The sequence below is a fragment of the Burkholderia sp. ABCPW 11 genome (genome assembly GCF_001523445.1).
GTDB lineage: Bacteria > Pseudomonadota > Gammaproteobacteria > Burkholderiales > Burkholderiaceae > Burkholderia.
This window is the reverse complement of sequence record NZ_LOVM01000031.1, coordinates 150,037-168,865: the sequence shown is the minus strand read 5'-3', so window position 1 is coordinate 168,865 and position 18,829 is coordinate 150,037. Positions and strand designations below refer to the sequence as shown.

Sequence of the window (18,829 nt, the reverse complement as noted above, 5' to 3'; positions counted from 1 at the left end):
GAGTGGAGTGTTGCCAGTATCCGGGTTCACCCTGAAGTTGTGAAATTGCTTGTTTCAATCCGGGACATCGGGATTTTCTATCTGCTTCCGGCCCTTGATTGGCGGGAGGTGGGAAGGGCGGACGACGTTGACGCGGGTAGCGCCCGCTCGGCATGAGCGCGGCTCGGGGGATGTGCTGTGCAGGCGTACGCGCTCGCGTACGCCTGCTTAAATCTGATACGGCACGCGGACGCCGGGTTCGGAGGCGGGAAAGTCCTTCGTGTTGCGCGATACGAGCAACAGCCCGTTCACTTGCGCCGACGCCCACACAATCGCGTCGGGCAGGCGTATCCGGCGGTCCTTGCGAATCGTCACGGCGCGATTCGCAACCGTGCTGTCGAGTGCGATGACATCGAACGACGAGAGCCATGCACGGATGGGGGCCTCGTCACTTGCGGATGCCCCGACGAGGACTTCCATCCACGAGATCATGCTGATTGCGCGATAGTCGTAGCGCCCTAGCTCCGCGCGGGCGGATTCCACGCCGCCCAGATAATCGATCAGGATGTTGGTGTCGAAAAGGGCTTTTACCATTCCGAGCGCAATTCCTCTTGATAGGCGAGCCCATCGATCGCGCGATCTTTCCAGAGGCCGAAGACGTCGTCGGCAAGCCGGTGCTTGTTCAGGGCAATGTAGGCATCGATCGCGTCGCGAATGATGGCGGCGCGGGGACGGTGTTGAGTCTCGACGATGACGGCCAGCGCGTCTAGTTGGCCATCCGACAGATCGACCAGAATCCGGCTCATGGCAAACCTCCGATATATGATATGCATATCATATATGCCGACTTGAAAGCATGCAAGGCCCCGGCACGACGACGGCAAGGGCCCGTCAAATCCCCGCCATCTTCCGCAACCACGCCGCCAGCCGTCGCGCTCCGTCCGGCAGGTCCGCATCCTCGCGGGTGCACAGGTAGTAGTCGCGCCCGTCGTCGAGCGCGTGATCGAACAGTTGCACGAGTTCGCCGTTCGCCAGTTCGCGCTGGACCAGCGGCGCGCGCAGCAACGCGGCGCCGAGATCCGCGCGGGCGGCGCTCAGCGTGAGCTGGCCATCCTCGAACATCGGTCCCACCGCGTGCGATACGTGCCGCACGCCGGCACCCTGCAGCCAGTTGACCCACGTGCTGCGATCCTCGTCGTGCACGAGCGGTGCGCGCGCGAGATCGGCCGGCGTGCGGAACGGTCCATGACGCTTCAGGAACGACGGGCTGCACATCGGCACCATCGCGCCCGGCAGCAGCCGCTCGCAGCGGTAGCCGGGCCAGTCGCCGGTACCGAAGCGGATCGACAGGTCCGACGCATCGCTTCGGTAGTTGCGGTGATGCGCGTACAGCACCGTGACGTCCACATCGGTGTTGTCGGCCAGGAACGCGTGCAGCCGCGGAATGAACCAGCCGATGCCGAGCAACGGAATCAGGCTGACGGTGATCTGGCGCAGCGACGAACGGTCGCGCACGAAGCGCGTCGCGCTGCGCAGCACCGAGAACGCCGCGCTGATCGACCGGTAGTAGTCCCGCCCCTCGTCGGTCAGCACGAGCAGCCGGCCTTCGCGCACCGTCAGCGGCGTCTGGATGAACGCTTCGAGCAGTTGCAGCTGATGGCTGACCGCCGACGGCGTGATGTCGAGTTCGCCCGCCGCCGCGGTGACCGAGCCGAGACGCGCAAATGCTTCGAACGCACGCACCGCGCGCAGCGGCGGATCGTGCGGCAATTGTTCGATATTTTTCATGTATCGAATTTTATCGAAAAATAAGGGTAAGCGACAACACAAAAATATCCTGCATTTACAGCGATGTACGCTAATGTGTCGGGAACGGTATAAGCATCCAACAATTGGATATTTGAGGTTTGGGTGCTGAATATTTAATATGTTTCATGTTTTTGATTCGACTGATCGTCCCCCGCACATGAAAATCGCTTTCCTCTCCGCCAGCCTCGCCTTCTCGGCGGCCGCGCTGGTCGCCTCCGTTCCCGCGTTCGCCCAGTCCGCCCCACGGACGGTCCTGATCGGTCTCGCCGCGCCGCTCACCGGCCCGTCCGCGCGGATCGGCAAGGATCTGCAGAACGGCGCGCAACTCGCGATCGACGACGCGAACGCGAAGCATCCGACCATCGGCGGCAAGCCGGTCGTCTACAAGCTCGTCGCGGCCGACGACCAGTCCGACCCACGCACGGCCGTCGCGGTCGCGCAGCAACTCGTCGACCAGCACGTGATCGGCGTCGTCGGTCACTGGAACACGGGCTGCAGCGTGCCCGCGTCGCGCGTGTACCGCGACGCCGGCATCCCGCAGATCGCGCCGGCCTCCACCGGCCATCAATACACGCAGCAGGGCTACGCGACGGCGTTCCGCATCATGGGGCACGACGATGCAGGCGGCAACTTCACCGGCGCGTATGCGGCGAAGACGCTGAAGGCGAAGCGCATCGCGGTGATCGACGATCGCACGTCGTTCGGCGCGGGGCTGGCCGACCAGTTCATCAAGGGCGTGCAGGCGAACGGCGGCACGATCGTCGATCGCCAGTACGTGAACGACAAGACGACCGACTTCAGCGGCGTGCTGACCGCGATCAAGGGCAAGCGCGCGGATCTCGTGTTCTTCGGCGGCCTCGACGCGCAGGCCGCGCCGATCGCGCGCCGGATGCGCCAGCTCGGCGTGAACGCGCCGCTGCTCGGCGCGGGCGGCTTCGTGAGCCAGACCTTCCTGTCGCTCGCCGGCAAGGACGGCGACGCCGTGACGGCGCTCGAGCCGGGCCTGCCGCTCGACCGGATGCCGGGCGGCAAGGCGTTCGACACGCAATACCAGGCCCGCTTTCACGCGCCGATCGAACTGCATGCGCCGTTCGCGTACGACGCCGCCGCCACGCTGATCGCGGCCGCGCAGAAGGCCGGCACGACCGAGCCGGCGAAGCTGGTCGCGGCCGTGCGCGCGATCGAGCGGCCCGGCGTGACGGGGCGCATCGCGTTCGACGCCGAAGGCAACCTGAAGGATCCGGCCTTCACGATCTACCAGGTGCGCGGCGGCAAGTGGGCCGTCGTCGACGTGCTCGGCGGCTCGCGCACCGCAGCCAAGTAACCGCAAAACGACCGAGACGATCCCCATGACCGAAGCGAACCCGACATCCGCCGCCGCACCCGAGGACCCGCGCCTCGGGATCCTCGCGCGGCGCCGCATCGAAGCGGAAATCATCAAGCCGATCTACGAGATCATGAAGCGCGAGTTCGGCGCCGAGCGCGCGCAGGCCGTGATCGCGGAAGCCGTACGCGGCGCGGCCGTCGACGCGGGCCGTACGTTCGCCGCGCAGGAGCCGCACGGCACGAGCGTGAAGTCGTTCATCGCGCTGCAGGTGCTGTGGGAGAAGGACGATGCGCTCGACGTCGAGGTACGGCGGGCGGACGACGCGCACTACGACTACGACGTGCATCGCTGCAGCTACGCGGAGATGTATCACGCGATGGGGCTCGGCGAGATCGGGCACCTGCTGAGCTGTACGCGCGACAGCTATTTCATCCAGGGCTATGCGCCGGACATCGCGCTCACGCGCACGAGCACGATCATGCAGGGCGGCCGGCGCTGCGACTTCCGCTATGCGCTGCAAAGCGCGCCGGAGAACGGCGATGCGTGACGCCACCGTGACCATGCCGCGCGTCGACGGCGACCGTCTGTGGGCATCGCTCGAACGGATGGCGCAGATCGGCGCGACGCCGAAGGGCGGCGTCTGCCGCCTCGCGCTGACCGATCTCGACCGCGAGTCGCGCGACCTGTTCGTGCAGTGGGCGCGCGACGCCGGCTGCACGGTGCGTGTCGACCGGATGGGCAACGTGTTCGCGCGCCGCGCGGGCCGCAATCCCGACGCCGCACCGGTGATGACGGGCTCGCACGCCGATTCGCAGCCGACCGGCGGCCGCTACGACGGGATCTACGGCGTGCTCGGCGGCCTCGAAGTCGTGCGCGCGCTGAACGACGCGGGGATCGAGACCGAGCGCCCGGTCGACGTCGTGATCTGGACCAACGAGGAAGGCTCGCGCTTCGCGCCGGCGATGGTGTCGGCCGGCGTGTTCTCGGGCGTCTATACGCTCGAATATGGGCTGTCGCGCACCGACGGCGCTGGCCGGACGATCGGAGAAGAGCTCGAACGGATCGGCTACGCGGGCACGGAGCCGGTCGGCGGCTATCCGGTGCACGCGGCGTACGAACTGCATATCGAGCAGGGCGCGATTCTCGAGCGGGCCGGCAAGACGATCGGCGTCGTGACCGGGGGGCAGGGGCAGCGCTGGTACGAGGTGACGCTCACGGGTGTCGACGCGCACGCGGGTACGACGCCGATGGCGTTCCGTCGCGACGCGCTGGTCGGCGCGGCGCGGATGATCTCGTTCGTCGAAGTGCTCGGGCGCCGCTACGCACCGGATGCGCGCGCAACGGTCGGGATGATCGACGCGCGGCCGAATTCGCGCAACACGGTGCCGGGCGGCTGCTTCTTCACGGTCGAATTCCGTCACCCCGACGATGCGGTGCTCGACGCACTGGACGCGGCACTGCGCGCGGAACTCGCGCGCGTGGCCGACGAAGCCGGCCTCGGCGCGCAGATCGAGCAGATTTTCACGTACGCGCCGATACCGTTCGCGCCGCGCTGCGTCGACACGGTGCGCGACGCGGCCCGTGCGCTCGGGCTGTCGCACATGGACATCGTGTCCGGCGCGGGCCATGACGCGTGCTATGTCGCGCGTGTCGCGCCGACCGGCATGATCTTCGTGCCGTGCGTCGACGGGCTGAGCCACAACGAGGCCGAAGCGATTACGCCGGAATGGGCGACGGCCGGCGCCGACGTGCTGTTGCGCGCGGTGCTGCAGAGCGCGCAGGAAGCGTAAGCGCGGCGGGTGGGTAACCGGCGCGCGGCTTACTTGCCGGCCTTGCGGCGCGCCATATACCCCAGATACGCGACGATCTCGTCGAGCTCCCGGTCGCTCAGTTGATCGGGCGGAAACGCCGGCATGCTGCGGCCCGGCCAGTCGCGCACCGATGCCGGGTCGCGGATGTAGCGGCGCAGCGCGGCGGGCTGGAAGTAGTCGACCGGGTTCATCGGCGCGTTCAGGTCCGGGCCGGCGTGGCTGCTGCCCGCACCGTCGATGCGGTGACACGCGAGACATTGCGTGACGAACAGATGCTGGCCCGCGCGCGCCGGGTCGTTCGCGGGCAACGCCGCATCGACGGCGAGCGACGGCCAGCGCGCGAGCGGCGACGATTCGATCGTGATGCGAACGATCTGGTATGGCCACTGCTCGCCGCGCACCGACGACGCGTCCGGCCCGAGCCAGACGAGATAGAACGGCCCCGCGCTGACCTGCTTGCCGGGCAGCTTCGGCCACGGACGGGCCGGATCCTCGATCGCGAGCCACGGAATCGCGCCGGCCGGCGCGCGGCGGCGCACGAGATCGAGCGGCAGTTGCGCGGCGAAACCGTCGGCCGCGCGCGTTTCGAGCACGCCGGCGGCCGGCAGCGGGGTGTCGCCGAGCAGCGCGGCGAACGGCACCGCGCGGAACGTCATCGGCCGGCCGTACGCGATGTCGCGCGGCACGTGGATGTCGGTCGCGTCCGGACGAGCGAGCAATGTCTGTCGGGTGAGGGCGCGGGCCGTGCCGTCGGTGTCGAGTTCGAGCGTGGACTGGGCCGACGCGCGTTGCCCGAGCAGGCAAACCGTCAGCAGCACAAGCGAAAACCACTGGCGCTTCAGCATTCGTTCTCCGGGAAGGGGCGTTCCGGCGGCGGCAGGAGGCGGAACGCCGCGGCCGATGGAAGGATTCGGGCGACAGTCTATCCGGTACGGACGGTGCTGGCGAATTCGGTGCGCGAAGGCGCGGCGGTCGTGCTCGAACAGGGCCGCGACAGCGCACCCGGCGACTTGAGGGCTGAAGGAGCGACGTGTCGGCGTAACGCGGTCCGGATGAAGGAAAACGACGGGTACGGTGGCGCACGCGGTCTGCCCGCGTTCGCGGCATCGCGTTACCGGCCAGCCGTCAGTGGCTCGAACACGACACTTCGTTCTTCGGCATCGGCGTGCGTTGCTCCGGCTCGAAATCGGCTTCGCGCATCCCCGACGGCGTCAGCGATACGAAATGCATCGCCGTGCCTCGCGCCGGGAAACCGGCGACGCCGGTCGATCCCCACGGAATCGGCGAGCGCTGCACGCCGCTCACCGCAATATCCGCCGGCGCCAGCGCGAGCGTCAGCAGCCGCCCGTCGCGGGTCGGCACGTACGCGTGCGTGCCGGCGACGCCGATGTCAGACTCGCGCACCGACGCGGGCAGGCAATCGAGCGTCGCCGTGCGACGGCCGTCCGGGGCGATCAGCATCGCGACGCCGCGATCGTCGGCTGTCGTCGTGACGACGAGGAAACGGTCGATCTCCGGCACGTAGGCGGCCGAATACACGTAGTACTGGATTGCGTCGTTCAGCGATCCGAGTTTTTCCAGCTTCGCGGTGACCGGATCGAACATCGCGTATTCGAGCGTCGCGTCCGTGCTGCCTTCGATGAACTTCTGCCACACGAGCAGCGCGTTGCGCGGCGAGCCAGCGATCACGGGCCACCACTCGCGGCGGCGCGGCGCGACCGCGACATGGTTCAGCACGCGCCCGGCCGCGTCGTAGGTTTTCAGGTAGACGCCGTTGCCGCTGCCGAGGTTGTCGACCCCACCGCCGTTGACCCAGTCGGCCGAATAGAACACGACGAAACGGTCGGCGACCGTCGCGACATGCCCCGAATGGCCGCCCGATTCGACGTCGTTCGGGTAGGGCTTGATCGGCTTCAGGTCGCGGCGGTAGACGCCGTAGCGCTGGCTGACTTCCTGCGGCGTGTTCCAGCCGTCCTCGAACGTGACGAAGATGTCGCCGTGCGCGTTCTGCGCGATCGATACGGGTTCCTGCGCCTCGGGGCGGCTGATGAACGTGCGGACGTGCAGCACGCGCGGCTTGTCGGGCTTCCATTCGCCGACGTACACGTCGTGCGGCCAGTTGCCGCTGCGCAGCGCACCGCGCGGCACGATGCCTGAACTGCTGAAGAACACCCAGCGTTTGCCGTCGCCGGCGTCGGCCACGCCGATGCCGTGCATGAAGCGCCGCGGGTCGCCGGTGTCCTGCGGCGACGGCGCGCTCGACACGGTGACCGTATGCACGGCCGGCGCGCCGGCGAGGGCCGGCGGCGCCGCGCCGATGCCGCCCGCGCCGCAGAGCACGGCCGCGGCCAGCCGCACGACCGCCTGTACCGGGCGCGTTCGCCGCATCATTCGACGGTCACCGATTTCGCGAGGTTGCGCGGCTTGTCGACGTCGGCGCCGCGCGCGCAGCCGACGTGATACGCGAGCAGTTGCAGCGGAATCACGTTGACGATCGGCGACAGCAGGTCGCCGGATTCGCGCACGCGGATCACGTGCGTGTCGCGGTCGGCGTCGATTTCGAGCTGGCTGCCGGCCAGCACGTAGAGCCGGCCGCCGCGCGCACGCACCTCGGCCATGTTGGATTTCAATTTCTGGAACAGGCGATCGTCCGGCGCGATCGTGACCACCGGCATCGCGCTCGTGACGAGTGCGAGCGGCCCGTGCTTCAGCTCGCCGGCCGCATAGCCTTCCGCGTGGATGTACGACACTTCCTTGAGCTTCAGCGCGCCTTCCATCGCGATCGGGAAATGGATGCCGCGCCCGAGGAACAGCGCGTTCTCGGTGCGGGCGAACTTCGCGGCCCAGCCCATGATCTGCGTTTCCAGCGCGAGCGCATGGCCGATGCGGTCGGGCAGCGCGCGCAACTGCTTCAGGTGCGTCGCGACTTGCGCGGCGTCGAGCCGGCCGCGCAGTTGCGCGAGCGTCAGCGTCAGCACGAACAGCGCGACGAGTTGCGTGGTGAACGCCTTGGTCGACGCGACGCCGAGCTCGGTGCCGGCCCGCGTCAGGAACCGCAGTGGCGCGTTGCGCGCGATCGTGCTGGTCGCGACGTTGCAGATCGCCATCGACAGGTCCTGGCCCATCGCGCGCGCCTGCTCGATCGCGCCGATGGTGTCGGCCGTTTCGCCCGACTGCGAGATGCCGACGACGAGCGTGCGCGGATCGGCCACCGTGTCGCGGTAGCGGAATTCGCTGGCGATCTCGACCTGGGCGGGCACGCCCGCGATGCTTTCGAGCCAGTACTTCGCGGTCAGGCCTGCGTAGTAACTGGTGCCGCAGCCGAGCAGCAGCACGCTTCTCACCCGCGACAGCAGTGCGCCCGTGCCTTCCGTCGCGTCGAACAGCGCCGGCGAGATCGTGTCGATACCGTCGAGCGTGCTGTCGATCGCCTTCGGCTGCTCGAAGATTTCCTTCTGCATGAAGTGCTGGTACGGGCCGAGCGCGGCATCGTCCGCGCGCGCCTTCACTTCGCACAACGGGCGCCGCGCTTCCTGTCCGCTCGCATCGACCACGGCGATGCGCTCCGGCGTGATCAGCGCGACGTCGCCGTCCTCCAGGTATACGAAGCGGTCGGTCAGGTCGCTGAGCGCCGCGCAGTCGGACGCGAGGTAATTCTGCTTGGCGCCGATGCCGATCACGAGCGGCGAACCGGCGCGCGCGGCGACGAGGCGCTGCGGCTCGCGCGCGCCGAGCACCGCGATCGCGTACGCGCCGTGCAGCCGTTTGACGGCGCGCACCACCGCGTCGAACAGGTCGTCGCGATAGAGACTGTGGATCAGGTGCGCGATGACCTCGGTGTCGGTCTGCCCGCGAAACGTATAGCCGCGTTCACGCAGCTCGGCGCGCAGCGTGTCGTGGTTCTCGATGATCCCGTTGTGCACGACGGCGATCGTGTCGCCCGACATGATCGGGTGCGCGTTCATTTCCGACGGCGCGCCGTGCGTCGCCCAGCGCGTATGCGCGATGCAGGTCTGCGCTTCGAGGCCGAGCGTCAGCACGCGATCCTGCAGGTCCGTCACGCGTCGCAGCGTGCGTTCGCTGTGCAGGCGGCCGTCGCCCTGCACGGCGATGCCGCACGAATCGTAGCCGCGATATTCGAGCCGGCTCAGCGCATTGACCAGTTGCGGCACTTGATTGTTCAGGCCGCTTGCTCCGACGATTCCGCACATGATTCACCTCGTCTCCAGGAAGTTTCCGGCTGGCGCGCGACGCGCGCCAGCACGATGCCGGAAGCGGTGCCACGTCGCGCGGCCAGGCGTCGCGACCGGCGCGGCACGTCTTCGGCGATTCATTCGTGGGGCTGCGGGCCGGCGTGCGCGACCCATTCGATGCCCGAAATCGACCCGTTCGCATCGTGCGACGCGACGAGAATGCGCGTCGTGCGCCGCGCGCCGCGCCGGCGTGCGCTCGCGAACGCGGTCGGCGGCACCGAGCGCACCTTGACGCTGGCCGAGCGCCGCAGCATCTTCGACACGCGCAACCGGTACGCGAGCGGATGCACGACGCGTCCCGCGATCAGCCACATGACGATCGTGCCGGCGATCAGCGCGATGCTCGTCACATAGAACACGATCTGCTCGATCGGCATCTCGGCCTCGTTGAACGGCAACAGGTAGCGGTACGTGTAGATGCAGATCGATGCCCATACACCTCCGACCAGCGCGGGCCGCACGAGACGGAACCACGCGACGAGCACGGGCCCGACGATGCCGCCGCGTTCGGCGATCATGTCGCGCGGTGCGCGCAGGGAAAGGTCAATAATCGGCGCGTTCTTCATGTTGAATGCCTCGGTCGGGACTGACCCAAACGGCGCGTTTGCCGCGGCCCCGCAGTACGACGGCGGGCAGGGCGACGACGGTGGTGATCATGCTGATCAGCCAGAACGCGACGGGGTACCAGATGGTGTCAAGGAAGTACATCAGGAGTTTTTCGTCGTATTGACGATCGATCATGCTGCCGATGATCAGTTGCAGGATGCAGGTCGCGACCAGCAGCATCCCGTGCCAGTGCGGCACCACGGACACATGCCAGTTCGGCGGAAGCGGGTAGACGACGTCGATCAGCGCGAGCAGCAGGATGAACGACATCGAGTACGCCCACGCGATGCCTATCAGGTATTCGGCGAACAGCGGCCACATCATCATCTGCGTGGGCCGCATCAGCGTGCCCGCGTACTTGAGCAGCACCTGGATGCCGCCCTTGGACCAGCGCAGCCGCTGCCGGTAGAGGCCCTTCACCGTCTCGGGCATCAGGATCCAGCTGAGCGCGTGCGGCTCGTACACGACGCGCCAGTCGCGGCACTGCAGCTTCCAGCTGATGTCGATGTCCTCGGTCAGCATGTCCGAGCTCCAGTAGCCGACGTCGGCGAGCGCGGTCTTGCGGAACATCGTGATTACGCCCGACACCGTGAAGATGCGGCCGTACACCTGCTGCGTGCGCTTGATCAGCCCCACGATCGACGAGAATTCGCCGACCTGCATGCGGCCGAGCAGCGACGTGCGCGTGCGGATGCGAGGGTTGCCGGTCACCGCGCCCACGCCCGGGTCGGTCAGGAAGTGCTCGAGCATCCAGCCGATCGCATCGTGCGCGAGCAGTGCATCGCCGTCGATGCACAGCAGGTAGTCCGCGTTGGATACCGCGGCCGCGGTCGTGAGCCCAACCGCCTTGCCTTCGTTGCGTGCATGGTGGATCACGAGCAGCCGCGGGATCTCGACGGCCAGCTCGTTGAGGATGTCGCCGGTGCGATCCTTGCTGCCGTCGTTGACCGCGATGATGTCGTAGTTCGGATACTGCATCCCGTTCAGATGGGAGATCACGCTGCGTGCGTTCGCGGCTTCGTTGAAGCAGGGTACGACGATCGAGACCTTCGGGATGCCGCTCGACGCGATCGTGCGCGTCGACAGCTCGCGGCCCTCCTCGAGCAGGAAGTAGTGCACGACACCGCCGATCATCCACAGATACGACATGAAGAACGGATAGTAGAAGACGAAATCCTGCAGGCGCTGGATGAGGCTGTGGGTGTTCATGGCGTCTTGGTTCCCGGCGATTGCTGCATCTGCATCAGCGCGTTGATCGAGGTGGGGTCGAGGCGCGACTTCAGCGACATCACGTCGCGCATCGCATCGAGCTCCGGATGGCCGTTCAGGAAGTTGTCGGGGTAGTAGCCGAAATTCACGGCGCCCTCGCTGCGCAGCCGCCGCATCTGCGTAAGCAGCGTGCTGGCCGGCACGTCCTTGCGCGCGTGCCAGTCGTACGACTGCAGTTCGAACACGGTGCGCTGCAGCCCGCGCTGCTTCGTGCGCACCACCTTCACGAGCTGGTCCAGCCAGCCCTCCGGGTCCTTCGCCTGCTCCATGTACGGCATCGCCATCAGCGCGACGTAGTCGTAGGCGGCGAGGAAATCGTCGTAGTTCTGCGCATACCACGCTTCCGATTCGGGCTTGAGCACCGGCATCGCGAAGATGTTGCGCGCGGTCAGCACATCGCCGACGTTCTGATGGGCCAGCACGATCTGCTCGAGCTGCCGGGTCATGTCGATCAGATGGCGCGTCTTCTGCCGTGTCCAGCGCTTCATCAGGTCGGGGTTCTCGCGGATCTTGCCGACGTCGCCCGGCAGCCCCCATTGCGCATAGGTGCGCAGCGCATGCCGGCTGGCATCCTCGTAGTCGTCGAGCACGGCGTCGTCGCTGAACAGGATGCCGCTGAACGACGCGTGCTTGCTCAGATCCTCGTAGATCTGCTGGATCATCAGCCGCGCATCGGGATCGAACGGGCTCAGCCGGAACACCCGCGTGCCGTTCTCGCGGGCCGGCGCGCCGCCGTATGCGCTGACGGCCTCGAGCTTGCGCTGCTTGTCGGCCGGCGGCCGGAACGCGAGCACCGGCATCCACGCGTACACCTGCACGTTGGAGCGCGTGTTGAGCTGCCACGCGGCGCGCGAGAACAGGTCGGAGCGCATCGGCAGGTGCCGGTTCGGGAAATACACCGCTTCGGCCACGCCCGTACCGTTCGGGTCCGCATACGCCTGCAGGTACACCGATTTCGGCTGCATCCGGTAGATGCGCTCGATCAGCTTGCCGAGATTCGCTTCCTGCCGCGCGGGATCGGGATCGTAGACCTGGTCGAGATCGACTTGCACGGTGCGCTCGGGCACGTCGACGTCGCCGCGATTGGACGCCGGCTCGCGCATCGAGCGCTCGAACCCGCCGATATCGACGTCGTACATCATCAGGATCCGTCTCAGCCGGTCGAGCGGCACGTCCGGCGTATTCGGGCCGGCATCGAGGCTGAACTGGATGTCCATGCCGAGCGACGTCGATATCTGGCGCACGGGCTGGTTTTCCGCGCCGTATGGCCACACCATCGAGCGTGCGACGAGACCGGTGCGTTCGCGGATCTGCCGCACGCAGGTCTGCAGGTCGTCGTGCACGCGTGCGTGGAATTCGGCGTCGGTTTCATAGCGTTTCTGGTCTTGCAGGTAGAGATGCGACGTGGTCGCCGGCAATTCGTTGCCTTGCGGGTTCGCGACCGCGCCGTGATGGAGATTGTGGGTGTGGCAGCCGAGCTCGACGAATTCCGATTGCCCGAGCTTCTTCACCTCGTCCCACGACAGGAAGTAGTCGCGCGGCACCTGAACCTTGTCGCTGATGCGGATCGGCGTATCCGGCGGTGTGTCGATCCACGCGGTGACGAGGCCCATCACGGCCGGATACTTGAAGCGCTCGAGCAGCGGCAGCACCTTCGTGTAGTGGCTGCGGAAGCCGTCGTCGAACGTGAGCAGCACCGAGCGCGGCGGCAGCGGCTTGCCGCCGCGCCGCGACTCCTCGATCTGCTTGACCGTGATCGTGTGGTAGTTGTTGGTCTGCAGCCACGAGAAGATCGCGGTCAGCGTGCCGGTATCGACCGCGAACGGATCGATGATCGCGTTCGGCGACGAAAACGACGCCATCAGGTTGTCGCGCACGTCGTGCATGCAGATCACGCGAAACGTCTTGCCGTCGGCCGGATCGGACGGCGGCAGCAGGTCGATCATCCTGGCATTGGTCACGCCCGGGAATAGCGAACAGGCGGCAAACGTACCGAGGCATCCGCACATGAAGGTCCGTCTGGATTGAAGCATTGCCCGATCTCCTTGCTAGAACGGCAGGTTGAGCGACAGGAAGCCGGTTTCGGAGCGCTCGCGCTGGCCGTCGTACGCGTGGCTGCTGACCTCGACGCCGTAGCTCAGCGTGATGTCGTGCTTGAACGTCCACGCGTGCTCGAGGCGCGCGCTCCACAGCGGGCTGGTGCCGAAGCCGCGCTCGTTGTACGCGCCGCCCGATACCGACAGGCGCTGTTGCAGCCCAGTGTCGCCCTTCTTCCACAGCGTCAGTTGATGCATGACGGTCGCCGCGGCCGCGTAATCGCGACCGGGGCTGAAGTAGGGCGCGTCCCGGCGCGTGTTGCTGTCGGTACCGAGATTCAGCGAGACGTTGACGAGCTGGTTCGCGGACGTGTACACGCGCTGCGTGGCGGTCGCCGCGATCTCCTGGTGCAGGTTCGAATCGCTATAGCGGCTCACGCCGTAGCTCAGCTTGACTTCGCGCCGGTCGTTCTGGCGATACACGACCTCGACGTTCGCGGAGCGGCCCCAGATGTGCGCGGCATACGCCTTCCACGGCAGCGAGTTGTCGTTGGTGTCGAGTCCGGCGCCGACCGTCCAGTAGTCGTTCAGTGCATACGCGATCGTCCCGCGGCCGCCGGTTCGGCCGTCCGAGCCCATCGAGCGCGTGACTTCACCCAGCACGGTGAGCGGGCCGTGCCGGTAGTCGCCGCCGATGCCCGTGCGCGTGCGGCTAATTCTGCCGCCGTCGGTCTGCGCGAAACCGTAGAACGTGTGCGAAAACACGCGCCAGTTGTCGCCGAACGGTTGCGAATACACATAGCTGTCCGACGTGAAGCTGTTGTCGGCCAGCGCGCTGTTGCCGTGCTCGAAACTGAGGTCGGTCGTGAACACCGGGCTGCGGTATGCCTTGTAGTCGCGTTTGAAGCCGCGCACGGCGCCGCTATCGGGGAACGTGTTGCCCAGGGTCTGGTCGACGGTCTTCGCGGTCGCGTAGTCGTCCGCCGTGAGCGATGCGCGGCCGAGGCCCGCGAGCATCTCGACGCTGTCCGGGTGATCGGTCAGCGACGCGCGATACATCGAGATCGCCTGGCGCGGATGGGCCTGGCCGGACACCGCATCGGCGTGCGCGGCACGGATCTCCGCGTTGAACGGTACCTGTTTCTCGAGCTGTTCGAGCGCGGCGATCCCTTCGTCGGCGTGACCCGTGAAGATCAGGTATTGCGCACGCAGCCGGTAGTAGCGCAGGTAGTCGCTTTCTCCCGGGCCGACGTTGGTCACTTGCTTGGCCGGCGGCAGCGACTTCTCCATGTCGTCGAGCACCTGCTTCGCTTGCGCTGCGCGGCCCTGGTCGACGTACGACCAGAACAGCCCTTCCTGCAACTCGATCGGACGCGTACGCGAGCCGTACTGGAAGCCGCGCGTCGCGCGATCCGTCGGCGACGCGGTGGCCTGCTTCAGCGCGCGCGCATACACGGCGTTCGCCTTGGCCGGCTCGCTCAGATACAGGTATGCGTCGCCCACGGCCGCGAGCGCGTCGATCGAGATTTCCGCGTTGGACGGAATCGTCTCGAACGTCGCGACGGCCGTCTTCATGTCGCCGCGTGCCGCGAGGGCGACTACCCGGTCGCCCGCGAGCGCGGTGCGCACCGGCGTGTACTCCGGTGTGGCCGGTATCCGTTTGTCGAGGTCGTCGGCCGCGCGCAGCGCGCTGTCGATTCCATCGAAGCGGTCCGAACTCGTCATCGAGCGCGACTTGTCGCGTCCGCCGCGCACCTGCTGGCGAATCGACAGTTCTTCCAGTTGCGCGATGTCGACGGCGGAGAAGGCGTCGGGGCGAGCCTTCGCTTCGTCGAGCGCCTTGACCGCGCCGCCGCTCGCCGCGAGGCCGAACACGTCGTTGCGCACCGTCGCGACATCGGCCGTGCGCAGATTCGGCGCCTGCGCGTTCGGTGTTTCGACGTCGGGCCCCTGCGATCGTTGGGTCGGCTCGCCGGGGAGCTGCGCACCGGGCGACTGTGAAGTCGGTTGCGGGGACGACGGCGGTTCGGCGCCGGGCGGCTGGGTCACGGGCGCGGGCGCATTCGGCATCGGCGTGCCGGATGCCTGAGCGGTGAGCGTCGGCGTAGTGGGCGTAGCCGGCGGTGCAGCGGTCGCGGTTTGCGCGAGCTGCTGCGGGGCATCCGGCTTTCGCTCGCGCGGCGCAGACGTATCGGGCGGCGAAGTGTCGAATGCCTGGGCAAGCAGCATCGGCGTGCTCGACGCAGGCTCGGGCGCTGCAGGTGCGTTCGACGAGGTCGGCGCCTGTACCGCGGCGCTCGGCTGCGCAGGATCCGGATCGACCACGACCGTGGTCGGCATCGCCGGGTTCGATCCCTGCGCGATCTGCATCGACGCATCCGAGGCCCGAGCGATCGGCGTCGACGCGTAAGGCGGCTGCGTGCCCGAACCCTGCGCGGCCTGCGTCGCCGCGCCCGTCGGCTGCAGGTCGGGCGGCAGCGCATCCGGCGTGCCGCGGGATCCGGCGATTTCGCTCCCCCTGCGCGGCTCCGCGTCGCCTTCGGCGGCAAGGCACGAGCCGGACGCGACGAGCAGGCACAGCAGCGGCGCATGCAGGAGGATCCGCCGATTCGGCGGAACGACGGTGGTGCATTGTTGTTGACGATTGTTGGCCACGGTGTGTCCTCACTTTGAAACGATCACATCGGTTGCACGCCCGACGACGCTCGTCGCCGGCCGTCGCATCGCCGGGCAGCGAAGCCCGGCGCCAACCGACCGGTTCACAGGCGGTTGCGGATCGCTTGTCCAAGCAGCGCGCGCGATTCGCTGTTCTTCGGGTCGATGGCGAGTGCACGGCTCGCGTTTTGTTCTACACAACTCCATTCGTCGATCTGTGCGCACCAGCGCGCCTTGGCCAGAGCGCGGGCGCCTTCCAGCTCGTCGTGTGTGACGCTGGTGGCCTCCATGTGCGACGTGTCCGCGATATACGACTGCGGTTGCTGTTTCGGTACGGGGTCCGGGTGTTTTCTCGTGCGCGCCAGCGTCTGCGAACGTGACGTCCGATGCGCGTCGCCGGGGCGCGCCGTACGACTGCCGGTCGACGCCGCGTGCGGGTCGGCCGCGAGCTTCGTCGCCGGCAGATGCGCGCGGCGCGGGGGTTTTGTATCGGAACGGGCCGTCGTGGCCGGTGGTGCGGCAGGTTCGACTGCCGCCGACATGGCAGGCGCAGCCGATGCTGACGGCGGAACCGGCCCGGCCTGCGCGACCGTCGACGTCGAGCCGGCGGGCGCCGCTGGGCCGGACGCACCGCCGGTCGCGGCGACGATGAGGTTGCGGTACTTGCCGACGGCGGTTCCGATCACGCCGGCGATATCGTGCGTCACGCTCGCATGGCCGACCCTCGCGTCTCGCTCGACATACGCGAAAGCACCGAAGATCGCGGCAAACGCGGCGATGCTGAGCGCCGCATTCTTTCCCGGACCCCACGAGGGCTTCGGCTGACGGGCAGGCGAGTTGTCCGGTCGTTCTGCACGGGGCATTCAAGACTCCTTGATTCGATGCGTTCCACGAATGACGTGATCGAAGCGGGGCGACGCGACACTCACCATCGCAACTGCGTCGTGAGCGTGCCCGTCTCGACGATCGCGAACTGGGTTGCTCCCTGATAGGTCCCTTCGACCCGATAGCTCGCATCCGGCACGCTGAACAGGCAGCGCGATCCCGACGCATTGAATTCGACGAGCACGCGCCCATGCCGGCGCAGGCGCACCTGCACGTTGGAGAGCGGCTGCCCGGTGTTTCCGGACACGAAAGACACGCCCAGGTTGTACGGGCGGCCGTCGGGTGGAAGCGGCGCGGTACCGTCGATCCGCGCATCGCCGCAGATATACGAAATCACGTACCGGTTTGCCCCCGGACCGGACGCCGGCGGCGACGAGGTCGCCGGTGTCTGGGCCATGGCGTTCATGCAGAGCGTGGAGAGCACGGCGCTCAGGAAAGGGCGAGCATGCTGTCGAAGCGAGGGTGACATTGCAATCTCCCGTCCGGAGTCGATGACATGCACCGACCCCGAGTCGAATTTGCCAACGTTCTTTTTGCGACACGCTATTGATACACGATGGTTTTTGAACCAACAACCGCGTGTGGCCCGAATGGGACGAGGGTAAAAGGTCCTATCTAAATAAGATAAGGAGGGATTGGTGAGGATCGCTTATTGCTGAATAAAGTCGATATTGCCGAACATGAAAATTGCTCGTCGGTAGCGATGATCGAGCACGCTTTGAATTGCGTCTGAGGTATCGAAGTTCGTGCCGAAAAATAACGACTGATAAAAGAAACTATTGCGCCCGCAATCGACCAGAATCAATGAAAACGGGGCTTCGGATCGCACATCATGAAATAAGGGTGCGACATTTTTGGTCATTCCGATACTTGCAGGTAAATCGAAACTTGTGTAACAAGGTATTTCTGTCCTGAAAATCGGCCTGAATATTCTTACTTAATACGGAAAGCAGTAAAAAGTACGATATGAATTCGCAAACGTTTGCGTTTTATCGAGATCGATTACAGTCGAGGACGGGTTTTACGGAGTCGGATGGGATTATCGATTGCCGTTGAAGAAGCGCGCATGCGCGCCGTGGATATCCACGGCGCTAACCCTTCGTCAGCGACTGCCGCTTGCGCTTCGCCGCGCGCTGCGCATCGCCGGCGCGACCGCCTCTTCGGCGCCGATCTGCGCGTCGATCGCCGTGCGCGGCCGGTTCATGATGTAGGCCCACAGCTGCTCGGCCGCGAGCCCGCGCTTGCGCGCCGATCGATACAGGCGGATTTCGAGTTCGGTGATCCAGTCGCCCGTGCCCGCACACACGAGCGTGCCGTCCGCGAGCTCCTTCGCGACGCAGCTTTCGGGCAGCCAGCCGATGCCGTGTCCGGCCACGACCATGCCTTTCAGCGCTTCGGACATGTGCGTCTCGAAGCACCGGTGCAGGACATACGGCTCGGTCGCATTCAGCAGCAGCATCTCGACGATGTTGCCGAGAAAGGCGCCCGACGAATACGCGAGCATCGGCAGCGGCGCATCGGGCGTGCCGGGCAGCTGGAACACCGGCTTGCCGTGCGCGTCGGGCGACGACACGGGCAGGATCCGCTCGACGCCGAGGCTGACGAACGGGAAGTGGTTCGGGTCGAGCACGATCGGCAACTGCGGATGGTGATAGCCGAGCAGCAGGTCGCATTCGCCTTCGACCAGCTGCTGCACGCCTTCCGGCACGTTCACCGCATTGACGCGCGCGGTCACGTGGCCGACCTCGCCGTTGAGCCGCTTGAGCCATTCGGGAAACAGCGTGAACACGAGCGTATGCGCGACGGCGAAGCGCACGACCTGGTCGCTCGCCGCGAACTGGTCATAGCCGTTCACGAGATTGCGCGCCGCATACATGCTGCGCAGGATGTCCGCGGCGAGCCCGCGGAACATCTGGCCGGCGGGCGTCAGCGCGATCGGATTGATGCTCCGGTCCACCAGCTTCGCGTCCATCCAGGTTTCGAGAGCGGCGATCCGTCTGCTGAACGCCGACTGCGTCAGGTGCCGGTGACGCGCGGCCCGTGAAAAGCTCTTGGTATCCGCGAGGCTCAGGAAATCTTCCAGCCACTTTGCTTCCATTTCGATCTTCGCTTTTTATAGTCGGGCGCCTGAAAGGCGGCGCCGTCTGCTGACCAACGTTCTAGCGTACCGCGCCTCGCGCCGGTCGGGCCGATGTTTTT

The 18,829-nt window shown here is 66.6% G+C and carries 16 protein-coding genes; 3 read left to right on the top strand and 13 right to left on the bottom strand.

The features are described 5' to 3' along the window. Positions 1 to 207: 207 nt before the first annotated feature. The 3 genes from WS61_RS12600 to WS61_RS12590 form a co-directional block, all read right to left on the bottom strand. The gene (locus WS61_RS12600) at positions 208 to 573 is read right to left on the bottom strand and encodes a type II toxin-antitoxin system VapC family toxin (protein WP_059500773.1); all 366 of its coding nucleotides are present in this window, start codon (positions 571 to 573) and stop codon (positions 208 to 210) included. Next, positions 567 to 785 (bottom strand): ribbon-helix-helix protein, CopG family, encoded by a 219-nt coding sequence (locus WS61_RS12595; protein WP_059500878.1) that lies wholly within the window; start codon positions 783 to 785, stop codon positions 567 to 569. Before WS61_RS12595 ends, WS61_RS12600 begins: the two co-directional genes overlap by 7 nt. Before the next feature lie 85 nt (positions 786 to 870). Next, positions 871 to 1,767, bottom strand: coding sequence for a LysR substrate-binding domain-containing protein (locus WS61_RS12590; RefSeq protein ID WP_059500772.1), 897 nt, complete (start codon positions 1,765 to 1,767; stop codon positions 871 to 873). 178 nt (positions 1,768 to 1,945) lie between these two features. Here WS61_RS12590 and WS61_RS12585 point away from each other — a divergent pair, with 178 nt between their 5' ends. From WS61_RS12585 to WS61_RS12575, 3 genes are read left to right on the top strand one after another with little or no spacing between them, the layout of a single operon-like run. Next, a complete protein-coding gene (locus WS61_RS12585; protein WP_059500771.1) occupies positions 1,946 to 3,112 on the top strand; it encodes a branched-chain amino acid ABC transporter substrate-binding protein in 1,167 nt (388 codons plus the stop codon). A 25-nt stretch (positions 3,113 to 3,137) separates the two neighbouring features. Further along, entirely contained in the window at positions 3,138 to 3,662 is a 525-nt protein-coding gene (locus WS61_RS12580) for an L-2-amino-thiazoline-4-carboxylic acid hydrolase (RefSeq protein ID WP_059500770.1), read from the top strand. Continuing rightward, complete coding sequence (locus WS61_RS12575; protein ID WP_059500769.1) at positions 3,655 to 4,905, top strand: Zn-dependent hydrolase; 1,251 nt, start codon at positions 3,655 to 3,657, stop codon at positions 4,903 to 4,905. Before WS61_RS12580 ends, WS61_RS12575 begins: the two co-directional genes overlap by 8 nt. A gap of 29 nt (positions 4,906 to 4,934) precedes the next feature. On the opposite strand, the gene WS61_RS12570 is transcribed toward WS61_RS12575, so the two are convergent. From WS61_RS12570 to WS61_RS12525, 10 genes are all read right to left on the bottom strand, one after another. Continuing rightward, a complete protein-coding gene (locus tag WS61_RS12570; RefSeq protein ID WP_059500768.1) occupies positions 4,935 to 5,771 on the bottom strand; it encodes a cytochrome c in 837 nt (278 codons plus the stop codon). A 280-nt stretch (positions 5,772 to 6,051) separates the two neighbouring features. Next, positions 6,052 to 7,317: a hypothetical protein gene (locus WS61_RS12565; protein WP_059500767.1), complete on the bottom strand. Its 1,266-nt coding sequence runs from the start codon at positions 7,315 to 7,317 to the stop codon at positions 6,052 to 6,054. Next, positions 7,314 to 9,137, bottom strand: coding sequence for a glutamine--fructose-6-phosphate transaminase (isomerizing) (gene glmS, locus WS61_RS12560; RefSeq protein ID WP_059500766.1), 1,824 nt, complete (start codon positions 9,135 to 9,137; stop codon positions 7,314 to 7,316). Before glmS ends, WS61_RS12565 begins: the two co-directional genes overlap by 4 nt. A 119-nt stretch (positions 9,138 to 9,256) precedes the next feature. Then, a complete protein-coding gene (locus WS61_RS12555; RefSeq protein WP_059500765.1) occupies positions 9,257 to 9,745 on the bottom strand; it encodes a hypothetical protein in 489 nt (162 codons plus the stop codon). Then, a complete protein-coding gene (gene pgaC, locus WS61_RS12550; protein ID WP_059500764.1) occupies positions 9,723 to 10,994 on the bottom strand; it encodes a poly-beta-1,6-N-acetyl-D-glucosamine synthase in 1,272 nt (423 codons plus the stop codon). The genes WS61_RS12555 and pgaC overlap by 23 nt, the downstream gene beginning before the upstream one ends. Then, complete coding sequence (pgaB, locus tag WS61_RS12545; protein WP_059500763.1) at positions 10,991 to 13,087, bottom strand: poly-beta-1,6-N-acetyl-D-glucosamine N-deacetylase PgaB; 2,097 nt, start codon at positions 13,085 to 13,087, stop codon at positions 10,991 to 10,993. The genes pgaC and pgaB overlap by 4 nt, the downstream gene beginning before the upstream one ends. A 15-nt stretch (positions 13,088 to 13,102) precedes the next feature. Continuing rightward, a complete protein-coding gene (pgaA, locus tag WS61_RS12540) occupies positions 13,103 to 15,745 on the bottom strand; it encodes a poly-beta-1,6 N-acetyl-D-glucosamine export porin PgaA (protein ID WP_059500762.1) in 2,643 nt (880 codons plus the stop codon). A 104-nt stretch (positions 15,746 to 15,849) separates the two neighbouring features. Next, positions 15,850 to 16,608 carry a hypothetical protein gene (locus WS61_RS12535; RefSeq protein ID WP_059500761.1) on the bottom strand — a complete coding sequence of 253 codons (759 nt, stop codon included), beginning with the start codon at positions 16,606 to 16,608 and terminating at the stop codon, positions 15,850 to 15,852. 62 nt (positions 16,609 to 16,670) lie between these two features. Next, entirely contained in the window at positions 16,671 to 17,099 is a 429-nt protein-coding gene (locus tag WS61_RS12530) for a hypothetical protein (RefSeq protein ID WP_059500760.1), read from the bottom strand. Positions 17,100 to 17,732: 633 nt separating this feature from the next. Continuing rightward, on the bottom strand, positions 17,733 to 18,728 hold the full coding sequence (locus WS61_RS12525) for a LysR substrate-binding domain-containing protein (protein ID WP_059500759.1): 996 nt from the start codon (positions 18,726 to 18,728) through the stop codon (positions 17,733 to 17,735). Positions 18,729 to 18,829: the final 101 nt, after the last annotated feature.